8 protein-coding genes are annotated in these 12,462 nt (G+C 63.8%); 3 read left to right on the top strand and 5 right to left on the bottom strand.

The window, feature by feature from the left end; genetic code table 11:
- Positions 1–2: 2 nt before the first annotated feature.
- The 3 genes from R2B70_RS02390 to R2B70_RS02380 form a co-directional block, all read right to left on the bottom strand.
- Positions 3–1,577 (bottom strand): cyclic diguanylate phosphodiesterase, encoded by a 1,575-nt coding sequence (locus R2B70_RS02390; RefSeq protein WP_318162541.1) that lies wholly within the window; start codon positions 1,575–1,577, stop codon positions 3–5.
- Positions 1,578–1,804: 227 nt separating this feature from the next.
- Positions 1,805–4,402: a bifunctional aconitate hydratase 2/2-methylisocitrate dehydratase gene (acnB, locus tag R2B70_RS02385; RefSeq protein WP_042077646.1), complete on the bottom strand. Its 2,598-nt coding sequence runs from the start codon at positions 4,400–4,402 to the stop codon at positions 1,805–1,807.
- 229 nt (positions 4,403–4,631) lie between these two features.
- On the bottom strand, positions 4,632–6,929 hold the full coding sequence (locus tag R2B70_RS02380; RefSeq protein ID WP_318162540.1) for a patatin-like phospholipase family protein: 2,298 nt from the start codon (positions 6,927–6,929) through the stop codon (positions 4,632–4,634).
- Between the two features lie 271 nt (positions 6,930–7,200).
- On the opposite strand from R2B70_RS02380, the gene R2B70_RS02375 reads away from it, so the two are divergent.
- From R2B70_RS02375 to R2B70_RS02365, 3 genes are all read left to right on the top strand, one after another.
- The gene (locus tag R2B70_RS02375) at positions 7,201–9,111 is read left to right on the top strand and encodes a methyl-accepting chemotaxis protein (RefSeq protein ID WP_318162539.1); all 1,911 of its coding nucleotides are present in this window, start codon (positions 7,201–7,203) and stop codon (positions 9,109–9,111) included.
- A gap of 141 nt (positions 9,112–9,252) precedes the next feature.
- Positions 9,253–9,435: a hypothetical protein gene (locus tag R2B70_RS02370; protein WP_042077642.1), complete on the top strand. Its 183-nt coding sequence runs from the start codon at positions 9,253–9,255 to the stop codon at positions 9,433–9,435.
- A 252-nt stretch (positions 9,436–9,687) separates the two neighbouring features.
- Positions 9,688–9,948, top strand: coding sequence for a hypothetical protein (locus R2B70_RS02365; RefSeq protein WP_084202841.1), 261 nt, complete (start codon positions 9,688–9,690; stop codon positions 9,946–9,948).
- Here R2B70_RS02365 and R2B70_RS02360 read toward each other — a convergent pair.
- Both R2B70_RS02360 and lpdA read right to left on the bottom strand, forming a co-directional pair.
- Positions 9,945–10,901: a sensor domain-containing diguanylate cyclase gene (locus tag R2B70_RS02360; RefSeq protein ID WP_318163311.1), complete on the bottom strand. Its 957-nt coding sequence runs from the start codon at positions 10,899–10,901 to the stop codon at positions 9,945–9,947. The genes R2B70_RS02365 and R2B70_RS02360 overlap by 4 nt on opposite strands.
- Before the next feature lie 126 nt (positions 10,902–11,027).
- Positions 11,028–12,455, bottom strand: coding sequence for a dihydrolipoyl dehydrogenase (gene lpdA / locus R2B70_RS02355; protein ID WP_042077639.1), 1,428 nt, complete (start codon positions 12,453–12,455; stop codon positions 11,028–11,030).
- Positions 12,456–12,462: the final 7 nt, after the last annotated feature.

Here is a 12,462-nt window from a genome sequence, read left to right as displayed (position 1 = left end):
CATCAGGCCTGGGCGGCGCGCTCGACGAGGGGCCTGCACCTCTCCCCTGCTGCCAGCTCCCGGCAGAACTGGCGCAGCGGCATGGGGCGGGCGAACAGATAGCCCTGCAGATACTGGACCCCCTTGCCCCTGAGGTAGGCGGCCTGCTGCTCCGTCTCCACCCCTTCGGCCACCAGGGAAAGCCCCAGCCGGCGGCCGAGGTCGATGACGTTGTCGACGATGTGCTCGGAGAGGGACTCGGTGCCGATGCGGCCGATGAAGGAGCGATCGATCTTGAGATAGTCCACGTGGAACTGTTGCAGGTAGTGAAGGCTGGAGTGGCCGGTGCCGAAGTCATCGATGGCGAGCCTCACCCCCATCTCGTCGAGCTGGCGGAACAGGGAGAGGGTCTGCGGGTTGGTCACCAGCAGCTCCCGCTCGGTGAGTTCCAGCACCAGCACCACCCGCCCCGGCAGGAAGTGGGCGAGGAAGGCACGGCACTCCGCCAGCAGGGAGAGATCGCGGCAGTGCGTGGCGCTGATGTTGAAACTGATGTGAAAAGCCTCGGGCAACTGTCCCTGTACCGGCTGGAGCTTCTGGGCCACCGCCTTCATCAGGTTGACCGTCATGGGTACGATCAGGCCCGACTCTTCCGCCTGGGGGATGAAGAGATCGGGGCGGATCAGCCCCTCGGTGGCATGCTGCCAGCGCATCAGCACCTCGGCCCCCACCATGTTGCCGCCCTCGCTGGCAATGAGCGGCTGCAGATAGGGGACAAACTCCCTGGCCCGCAGTCCCCGCCTCAGCTCATCCGTGAGGGCCCCGGGCCGCCCGAGCACCCACCACACCAGCAGCGCCAGCAGCAGCGAACTGCCCCCCAGCCAGATCAGGGGCAGATGGCGCGCCTCCCACAGGGCGCGCCAGTAGAACGGCATGGCGTACCCGGCGTGGATGGTGAAGGGGTAGCGCTGGGAGGCGAGGGTCAGCGCGAACTTGCTGTTCAACTGCGGTGGGGCGCTCTGGAAGTGGCCTGACTCATCGAGCCAGGCGGACCCGACCTGCAAGAACAGCTCGCTGGGGTCGCTGCTCAGGGTGAGCATGAAGCTGAGCTGGCTGCTGTCGATGGCGCTGAGCACCGCATCGCGCCCCCGCTCGTGGCGCACCACCAGCAGGGGGTGATTCTTGCGCACCCGATTGCCGCTCATCAGCAGCAGCTTGTGATCCGTGTAGATGGCACCATCATCCACCTCCCGGGCCGGCCCGAACAGCGAGGTACAGTGGATCACCCCGTCACGCACCAGGTTGACCGAGCGCAGGAAGGGCTCGAGCGCCACCCGCTTGCGCAGCAGCAGCAGGTTGTCGGCACAGGGGCGGTCGATCAGCGGCAACATGTCGAGATTGGCCTGCTCGGCCTGATCCAGCATGCGCTCCAGGAGGGCTTTGGCCTTGTCGGCAGAGGCGCTGGCGTCGCGCTTCAACTCCTGCTCGTAGCTGTCTCGCACCAGCCATCCGCCCGCCAGCAGCGGCAGGGTCAATACCAGCAGGGCGCAGCCAAGACGCCACTTCGTACGGGCCAGATCAATCCGGAACAGAAACATAGAGAACCACGCCGCAATTCGCAGGCCTGCCTCGCAAGCACTGCAGTGAAAACATACCCGCCGGGAGGGGGACATCATGACCAGACAACGAGAGTGAAGCGAGCGGGCAAGGCGGATCGACAAGGCCGTCACTGGGCATGGGGCTCCATTATCGCGCAGCCCCCTGAAATGGAAAATGCCGCGTCAAGACGCGGCATTGTTATTTTCAGTGGTCAGACCGGCAGGCCTTATACCGCCTGTTGCAGGATCACCGCATCGGCCTTCCTGGTGTAGGAGGCAATCTCGTTGAAGTTGAGGTAGCGATAGGTGTCGGCCGCAGTGGCGTCCAGGGTCTTGGCGTACTGCAGGTACTCGGCCACGGTCGGGATCTTGCCGATGATGGCGGCAACCGCAGCCAGCTCGGCAGAGGCCAGGTAGACGTTGGCCCCCTTGCCCAGACGGTTCGGGAAGTTGCGGGTGGAGGTGGAGACCACGGAGGCCCCTTCCGCTACCCGCGCCTGGTTGCCCATGCAGAGGGAACAGCCCGGTATCTCGATGCGGGCACCGACCCGGCCGAAGATGCCGTAGTAGCCCTCTTCGGTCAGCTGATCCTTGTCCATCTTGGTGGGCGGGGCTATCCACATGCGGGTCGGCAGCTCGCCCTGGTACTTCTCGAGCAGTTTGCCGGCGGCGCGGAAGTGGCCGATGTTGGTCATGCAGGAACCGATGAACACCTCGTCGATCTGGTCGCCAGCCACGTCGCTCAGCAGACGGGCGTCGTCCGGATCGTTCGGCGCGCACAGGATCGGCTCCTTGATGGTGGCCAGATCGATCTCGATGATCTCGGCGTACTCGGCATCCTTGTCCGCCTCCATCAGCACCGGGTTCGCCAGCCACTCTTCCATCCCCTTGATGCGGCGGGTGATGGTGCGCACGTCGCCGTAGCCTTCGGAGAGCATCCACTTCAGCATGACGATGTTGGACTTCAGATACTCGATGATCGGCTCTTTATCCAGCTTGATGGTGCAACCGGCGGCGGAACGCTCGGCGCTGGCGTCCGCCAGTTCGAACGCCTGCTCCACCTTCAGGGTCGGCAGACCCTCGATCTCGAGGATGCGGCCGGAGAAGATGTTCTTCTTGCCCGCCTTCTCGACGGTCAGCAGCCCTTTCTGGATGGCGGCGTAGGGGATGGCATGGACCAGGTCACGCAAGGTGATACCCGGCTGCAGCTCGCCCTTGAAGCGCACCAGCACGGATTCCGGCATGTCCAGCGGCATGACGCCGGTGGCGGCGGCGAAGGCCACGAGGCCGGAGCCCGCCGGGAAGGAGATGCCGATGGGGAAGCGGGTGTGGGAGTCACCACCTGTCCCCACGGTATCCGGCAGCAGCATGCGGTTCAGCCAGGAGTGGATGACGCCGTCGCCCGGACGCAAGCTTACACCGCCGCGGTTCATGATGAAGTCCGGCAGGGTGTGGTGGGTCTGCACGTCGATGGGCTTGGGATAGGCCGCGGTGTGGCAGAAGGACTGCATGGTCAGATCGGCGGAGAAGCCGAGGCAGGCCAGATCTTTGAGCTCGTCTCGGGTCATGGGGCCCGTGGTGTCCTGGGAGCCGACCGTGGTCATCCGAGGTTCGCAGTAGGTGCCCGGGCGCACGCCCTTCACGCCGCACGCCTTGCCCACCATCTTCTGGGCCAGGGTGAAGCCCTTGCCAGTGTCGGCGACGGGCTGCGGACGACGGAACACGGTGGAGAACGGCAGACCCAGCGACTCGCGGGCCTTGTCGGTCAGGCCGCGGCCGATGATCAGCGGAATGCGGCCACCGGCGCGCACCTCGTCGATCAGCACCTCGGTTTTCAGTTCGAACTGCGCCAGCACTTCGCCCGTGCCGTGGCGGGTGATCTTGCCCTCATAGGGGAAGATGTCGATCACGTCACCCATCGCAAGTGCAGAGACGTCCACCTCGATGGGCAGGGCGCCGGCATCTTCCATGGTGTTGAAGAAGATGGGGGCAATCTTGCCGCCGAGGCAGACGCCGCCGGCGCGCTTGTTCGGCACGAACGGAATGTCGTCGCCCATGAACCAGAGCACGGAGTTGGTGGCGGATTTACGGGAAGAGCCGGTACCGACCACATCGCCCACGTAGGCCAGCGGGAAGCCCTTCTCTTTCAGCGCGTCTATGGTCTTGATGGGGCCGATGACGCCGTCCTTGTCCGGTGTGATGCCGGGACGAGCGTTCTTCAGCATCGCCAGGGCGTGCAGCGGAATGTCGGGACGGGACCAGGCGTCCGGGGCCGGCGACAGATCGTCGGTGTTGGTTTCGCCGGGTACCTTGAATACGGTGACGGTGATCTTCTCGGCCAGGGCCGGGCGGGAGAGGAACCACTCGGCATCGGCCCAGGATTGCAGCACCCGCTTGGCATGGGCGTTGCCCGCCTTGGCCTTCTCTTCCACGTCGTGGAAGGAGTCGAACATCAGCAGGGTGTGGGAGAGGCCCTTGGCGGCAAGAGGAGCAAGGGTCGCATCGTCCAGCAGGTCGATGAGCGGCTGGATGTTGTAGCCACCCTGCATGGTGCCGAGCAGTTCGACGGCCTCGGCGGCGGTCAGGATGGGGGAGTGGGCCTCGCCCTTGGCGACGGCGGTGAGGAAGCCGGCTTTGACATAGGCCGCTTCATCGACACCCGGGGGAATGCGGGAGGACAACAGTTCTTTCAGAAAGTCCTGTTCGCCGGCGGGCGGATTCTTGATCAGCTCAACCAGGGCGGCGACCTGCTCTGCGTCCAGAGGTTTGGCAACCACGCCTTCGGCGGCACGTTCTGCGACGTGTTTACGGTATGTTTCAAGCACGACTAATTCCTCTTTGGTCTTTTTTTGGGGGTTCGCCCAAGCTCGCGGCGATCGTCCTTGCGGGACACCCGTAGGGTGCCCCCCACTATATAAGTTTTAACGACTAATTAAAATCCAAACCCTGTACAGTTATTCAACAAACCAGCATAACAATATAAAAACATTAATCTTTTTAAAAATGACAAGACGCTCACCAATGACGAGTTAACAAAAAGGCATCATTTCATCCTTATTGGAACGTAGTGCCCAATTGCAGATAGAACATGTCATGCCCCCCCTCCGCCACGCCATAGCCGAGGAAGATGGGGCCGAGGAAGCTCTCCACCCCCACGTAGACGGACCCCGAGGTATAGGAAGACTCCAGGCTGATGTCCCTCCCCTTGTCCCAGACCCCCCCCTGCTCCAGGGAGCCCCCGAGGAACAGGGGCGCCTTGATGGCCCCGAAGTCGTTGTCCGCCACCCGGTAGATGTAGCGCAGGCCGCTGAACAGGCTGTAACGGCCGCTCAACTGGTAGTGCTGGAAGCCGGACATGCGGAACAGACCGCCGAGATCCTGCACGAACAGCGGCACCGTCTCCTCAGAAGTAGAGCCGCCCCCCTCCAGCATCAGGTTGAGACTGTGCCTGTCCCAGGACCAGGGCTTGATCATCACCAGCCGGTAGTTCATCCCCTCGGTCTGCTCGGACGGCCCGTCTGACGGGTCCAGCTCGATGTGGGAATACCCCCCCTTGATGTCCCAGTAGACGCCCTGATAGGGGAAGTAGCGGCTGTCGAGGGTGTCGTGCTCGAAGCGCATATAGGGCCCCCAGGCGGAGGCATCGGCATCCGCATTGGCGAGGTTCTGGATCTCGACATTGCCGACCTTGCCCTCCAGCCCCAGGGAGAGTCGGCTCCAGGGCTGGCGGTTCCAGCCAACGGCGAGATCCACGCTGGTGAAGCTGTACTCCGAGTCCAGGTAGCTCACCCCGGACGACGCCGCATCCTCCTCCGGGAAGAAGACACGGCGCTGGGTCTTGTCATAGGCCAGGCTCGCCTCGCCGTAGTAGGTCTGGGACGGCTCCAGCGGCGTGTAGAAGTCGGTCTTGAGATGCTTGGCCGTGCCGAGCGACGCCTCGGTCAGCCACTCGGCCCCCCACTCGTTGACGTTGGTGAGGGTGTAGGACATGCCGACGTTGTAGTTGGAGCTGCTCTCAAAGTCGTCGGAGAAGCCGAGCTGGAAGTTCAGGTAACCAGGCCCCCAGTTCTTCTCGCTGGCATCCACCACCAGCACGTTCTCGCCGCCCCGCTCCTCCACCTCGTAGGTGATGCGATCGAACGACTCCAGGGCGTAGAGGCGGCGGATCCCCGCCTCCAGGCTCTCATAGGTCTGCACCTTGTCCGGCCGCACATTGAGCATGGCGCGCACGGTGTCGTCCGAGAGGCGCGACTTGTTGATGATCTCCACCTTGTCGATGTAATAGGCCGGCTGGCCGCTGCGCTCGGCACGGCGGCTCAGCTTCTGGTTGCGATACTCGGCATAGGCATCGGGAGAGAGGGAGAGGGCGTCCAGCTGGATGGCCGCGCGGCTGGCCACCGCCTCCCCCTGCTTGATCCCCTCCGGCATCAGGGCGAAGTCGGCGATGCCCATGTTGCCGAATTCCGGCGTCAGCAGTATGTCGTTGGGACCGAGCAGCGCCTTCTGCTTCTCGGTCCCCACCTGGGTCATGTAGGTGGTGAGCTGGTCGATCATGGCCAGCCCCGACTTCAAGGATTCCCGGGTGCGCAGCTTGGCGCCGATGTCCACCGCGATCACCACGTCGGCCCCCATGGCCTTGGCCACGTCCACCGGCATGTTGTTGACGGTGCCGCCGTCGGCCAGGATGCGCCCCTCCCAGTCCACCGGCTTGAGGGCACCCGGGATGGACATGGAGGCCTGCATCGCCTTGGCGAGGCTGCCGTGATCCAGCACGAAGGGGGTGACCGTCTCCATGTCGGTCGCCACGGCGCGATAGGGGATGGGCAGATCGTCGAAACTCTTCTGCGCCGGCAGGTTGGAGGTGGCGTGGCGCAGCAGGCTGGCCATGGACTGCCCCTGGAAGAAGCCGTCAGGCAGCTGGGTCTGATCGCCGTTGACCCCGATGTCGGTGCGCAGCTGGTACTTCTCGCTCTGCTGCTTCTTGCGCAGGGAGAGCTCGTCCCGGCCTACCTTGTCCTGATACCCCTTGTTCCAGTCGATGGCCAGCGTGGTGCGCTCCACCTCCTCGGCACTGAGCCCCATGGCGTACATGCCCGCCACGTAGGAACCCATGCTGGTCCCGACGATGATGTCCACCGGGATCCGCTTCTCCTCCAGCACCTTGAGCACCCCGATGTGGGCAGAGCCCTTGGCACCGCCACCGCTCAGCACCAGGGCGATCCTGGGCCGATCCACCTTGGTACCACCGCCTTGCACCTGGGCGCCATCGCTGGCCTGGGCGCCCCCCACCCATGGCAGGGTCGCCAGCAGAAGCATTAGCAGGTGGGTCCATCCCCGATGAAAGATGCGCATATGAGTGTCCATTGATCCGGTAAGAGTCGAGGCCGGTCTGCCGACCAGGTGCTGCCTACTATAAGTGGAAGCACTTTAACCGCAACCCGGGGTGCTGGCGAGATGCCCCGGGGCGGTGACGGCCAATGCGGGGATAAAACGGCGCCAATCCAGTCCTGGCCTGATGTGAGCGCAAACGTTAATCGGCAATAAACGCCCCACCCGCTCAAGAAAGCGCCCGTTCGGCCGCTAATATGAGTTCAAATTCCAGGTCCACACCCGAGTCACGCCCATGTTCGCAAACCTGACACTCAAACAGAAAATTCTGGCCAACGTCATCCTGGCCGTGGCGCTCTCCTGCCTGCTGGTGGGTTATTTCAGCCAGCGCTCGGCGCAGCAGCTGATCGAGACCCGCATGTTCGAGCAGGAGCTGCCGAACCTGACCCAGCGCATCGGCAAGGAGATCGAGAAGGATCTCACCTCGGTCGCCGGCGCCGCCAGACAGCTGGCCAACGATCGCTTCGTGCTGGACTGGGTCGCCCGTGGCATGCCCAAGGAGCAGGAGTCCATCCTCATCGATCAGCTAAAGGACATGACGGCCCAGTACGGCCTGGTCACCGCCTCCTTCGCCGACAGGCAGAGTGCCGCCTACTACAACCAGGACGGCTTCCTGCGCATCCTGAACCACGACCAGGACGGCTGGTTCTACGACTACACCAAGAGCCGCCAGGAGCTGATGCTCAGCATCTTTCGCGAGACCAACGGCGAGGTGAAGCTGTTCGTCAACTTCCAGCAGCTCGACGGCCGCGGCCTCGCCGGCCTCGCCAAGTCCCTCGACAGCATGGTCAGCATGCTGGCCGACTTCCGCATCGGCGACAGCGGCTTCGTCTTCATGACGGATGGCAGCGGCCGGGTGAAGCTGCACCCGGACGCCGCCCGCATCGATCGGGACAACCTGACCCAGCTGGCCAGCGGCAGCAGCACCAACCTGCTCAACAAGCAGCCGTTCGCCGCCACCCGTGCCGAGATCGACGGCCAGCCGGTGATCCTGGCCACCAGCTATATCCCCCTGCTCGACTGGTATCTGGTGGCCCAGGTGCCTGAGGCCGAGATCTATGCGGAACTGGATCGGGCTCGGCTGCACATCCTGCTGGTCAGCCTGGCCATCGCCGTCGGCATGGGGCTGCTCGGCGTGCTGCTGGCCGGTTCGGTCAGCCGCCCGCTCAACGAGCTGGCCCGCCTGTTCCGGGAACTCGGCAGCGGTGACGGCGATCTGACCCAGCGCCTCAGGGTCGATGGCCGTGACGAGCTGGCCCAGGTGGCCACCGGCTTCAACAACTTCGTCACCAAGATCCACGGCTCCATCGAGCAGGTGGCGAACAACTCCCGCCAGCTCGCCGCCACCGCCAACGAGGTGGCCGCCAAGGCCCAGCTCACCCAGCACAACTGCACCGCCCAGCGGGATCGCACCGTCCAGGTCGCCACCGCCATCCACGAGATGGGCGCCACAGTGAGCGAGATCGCCGGCAACGCGTCGCTCGCCGCCGACGTCGCCAAACAGGCCAACGAGCAGGCCGATGCGGGAGCCCAGGTGGTGGCCCAGGCCCGCCATGGCATCGTCGGCCTCTCCGGCGAGATCGAGCAGGTCGCCGGGGTCATCGAGTCCCTGGCCAGCCAGACCGACTCCATCGGCAGCATCCTCGACACCATCCGCAGCATCTCCGAGCAGACCAACCTGCTGGCCCTCAACGCCGCCATCGAGGCCGCCCGCGCCGGCGAGCAGGGCCGCGGCTTCGCCGTGGTGGCCGACGAGGTGCGCAACCTCGCCAGCCGCTCCGCCGCCTCCACCGCCGAGATCCAGATGATGATCAACAGCCTCCAGGAGCAGAGCGCCCGCGCGGTCAGCGCCATGGCACAGGGCCGCAACCAGAGCCAGCTGGTGGTGGCCCAGGCCGACGAGGCCAACGGTGCCCTCGACCAGATCACCGGCCACATCACCCAGATCAGCGACATGAACATCCAGGTCGCCACCGCCACCGAGGAGCAGTCCAGCGTGGTGGGTGAGATCAACCGCAATGTGGAGGACATCAACCAGCTCACCATGGAGACGGCCGACATCGCCCACCAGCTCACCGAGTCCAGCCGCAGCCTGCAGCAGCTCTCCGGCGAGCTCGACAAGCTGGTCGGCAACTTCCGGCTATGAACCACCCCTTCCACCTGCAAACAGGGCGTGCCGTGACGCGCCCTGATTGCACTACGGCAGGCCGTGACGCAGGTCCGCCCGCCCCCTCAAGCTTCCTCATGCCAAGCTGCGCCATAATAGAGGGAAATAACGGGAGGTATCATGAGTAAACTGGTTGTGATCACATTGCTGGCGGGCTTGCTCAGCGCCTGCAGCAGCGGCCCGACGCGGGTGCACAGCGCCGATGTGAGCGTGGGGGATGCCAGGATCCGGGTCAGCGACGGGGATCGAGGGGGTTACGGTACCTTCTGCCCGCCGGGGCAGGCCAAGAAGGGGCGCTGCTAGCGCCCTTTTTTACACCCGGCTGGAACTCGTCAGGCCGCAGAAACGACGCCCTCGTCTCGGACGGCAACTCAGGTGCACGGTTCCACGACCGCGCCAGCACAGGCGGCTTCCCGTGCTGGCAACCCCTCTGCATGCTCCCCCCCGCCCCATTCGGCCCGTCATGCCAGCGGCAAGTCATGACGCAGCCCCCTCAATGCCTCCCTGTGTTCTTGGCAAAGGGCAGCATAATCAGGGAAACCCTAGGAGGTTGTTATGGACAAGCGGATTCTGATGGTACTGCTTGGCATCTTGCTCAGCGGTTGCGCCAGCGGCCCGGTACGGGTACACGGCGCAGACTTCAGCGTGGATGACGCCCATATCCGGGTCACTGACGGCTACCATCGTCATTACTATCGCCATTACGATGATCATTATTACCGTGATGGGTATTACCGCCGTGACTACTATGACCACCACCATGGCGGCTATCGCACCTTCTGCCCGCCCGGGCAGGCCAAGAAGGGGCGCTGCTAACGCCCTCTCTTGTGGTCGTACATCTGCCGGTCGGCCTGCATCAAGAGGAGTTCCAGCTCGGGGGGCATGGCCGGATCATAATGCGCGACCCCGGTGGAACAGGCCAGCCGATAGGGTTTTCCCTCCTCCAGGTTGAATCGCGCCAACGCCTCGTCGAAACGGGCCAGTACCCGTGGCACCAGCCCGGGTCCTATGCCCGGCAGCAACACAACGAACTCATCGCCCCCCAGGCGGGCGAAGATGTCGGCATTGCGAAACACCTTGCACAGCAAACGCGCCATCTGGCGCAGGGCATCGTCCCCCACCTCGTGGCCAAGGCTGTCGTTGATCTCCTTGAAGCGGTTGAGGTCGAGGAACAGCAGGCTCGCCTCCCGTCCCTGCCGATGGGAGAGTTGCAGGCACTTCTGTCCCAGCATGACGAAGCCGCGGCGATTGGTGATGCCGGTCAGCTCGTCCAGGATCGCCAACTGGATGGCGGCCAGCTCGTGCTCCACCATGCCCGCCAGATCCGTCAACAGGGACTGCTGACGTTCATCCAGATGGCGCGGCTTGTGGTCGATGAGGCAGAGGGTACCCACCTTGTAACCCCCGGCGATATGCAGGGGGCAGCCGGCATAGAAACGGATGTGGGGAGCCCCCAGCACCAGCGGATTGTCGGCGAAGCGCGGATCCCGGGTCGCATCCTCCACCACGAAGATCCCCTCGCCGAGGATGGCGTGACCGCAGAAGGAGATGTCCCGCGGGGTCTCTTGCGCATCCAGACCGCAGCGTGACTTGAACCACTGCCGCTCCTCATCCACCAGGGAGATGAGGGAGATGGGCACCTCGAACATGTTGCGCGCCATCCGGGTGATGCGGTCGAAGCGCTCCTCCGCCGTGGTATCCAGGATGGCGAGGCGGCGAAGGCCATCGAGGCGCTGCTGTTCGTATTCGGAAATAGGGGGTGCTTGCATGGCAGGAAGGGCGGTGAACAGGATTGTTCCCAGCATAGCAAACAGCCTCGAACAAATCTCTTTCATCGTCAAAAAACAAAAAAAGCCGCTCCTGGGAGCGGCTTTTCATGGGTGGGAAGAAGGGACTTATTTCTTCTTCTTGGCCTTGGCGTTCGGCAGGTCGGTGATGGAGCCTTCGAACACTTCGGCAGCCAGGCCCACGGACTCGTGCAGAGTCGGGTGAGCGTGGATGGTCAGCGCGATGTCTTCGGCGTCTGCCCCCATCTCGATGGCCAGACCGATTTCACCCAGCAGCTCACCGCCGTTGGTCCCCACGATGGCACCACCGATGACGCGGCCGCTCTCCTTGTCGAAGATCAGCTTGGTCATGCCGTCTGCGCAGTCGGAGGCGATGGCGCGACCGGAAGCAGCCCACGGGAAGGTGGCGACTTCAAAGTTCAGGCCCTGTTGCTTGGCTTCCTTCTCGGTCAGACCCACCCAGGCCATCTCCGGCTCGGTGTAGGCGATGGACGGGATCACTTTCGGGTCGAAGTAGTGCTTCTTGCCGGCGATGACTTCGGCCGCGACGTGACCTTCGTGAACACCCTTGTGGGCCAGCATGGGCTGACCGACGATGTCGCCGATGGCGTGGATGTGTGCCACGTTGGTACGCAGTTGCTTGTCCACCTCGATGAAACCGCGCTCGTTGACGGCAACGCCCGCCTTCTCGGCATCCAGCATCTTGCCGTTCGGCACACGGCCAACGGCAACCAGCACGTTGTCGTAGCGAACCGGCTCGGCCGGGGCGTGCTTGCCTTCGTAGGAGACGTACAGGCCGTCTTCACGGGCCTCAACGGCGGTGACCTTGGTCTCCAGCATGATGTTGAATTTCTTGGCAACGCGCTTGGTGTAGATCTTGACGATGTCTTTGTCGGCAGCCGGTACCAGCTGGTCGGCAAATTCCACCACGTCGATCTCGGAGCCCAGGGAGGAGTACACTGTACCCATCTCCAGACCGATGATGCCGCCACCGATGACCAGCAGCTTGCCCGGAACTGTCGTCAGTTCCAGCGCATCGGTAGAGTCCCATACGCGGGGGTCGTCATGGGGGATGAACGGCAGTTTCACCGGACGGGAACCTGCGGCGATGATGGCGTTGTCGAAGGTGACTGTGGTCTTGCCGTCGGCGCCTTCCACTTCCAGCGTGTTCGGGCCGGTGAACTTGCCGAAGCCGTTCACGACCTGGACCTTGCGCATCTTGGCCATGCCGGCCAGACCGCCGGTCAGCTGGTTGATAACCTTCTCTTTCCACAGACGCACCTTGTCGATGTCGGTCTGCGGGGCACCGAAGACGATGCCGTGCTCGGCCAGCGCCTTGGCTTCTTCAATGACTTTGGCGACGTGCAGCAGCGCCTTGGACGGGATGCAACCCACGTTCAGGCAGACGCCACCCAGGGTGGAGTAACGCTCGACGATAATGGTATCCAGACCCAAGTCAGCCGCACGGAAGGCAGCGGAATAACCGGCAGGGCCAGCACCCAGTACTACGACCTGGGTTTTGATTTCTTTACTCATCATGACC

This window comes from Aeromonas sp. XH (assembly GCF_033348475.1).
GTDB classification, from domain to species: Bacteria; Pseudomonadota; Gammaproteobacteria; order Enterobacterales; family Aeromonadaceae; genus Aeromonas; species Aeromonas sanarellii.
This window is presented reverse-complemented; position numbering and strand designations above follow the sequence as displayed.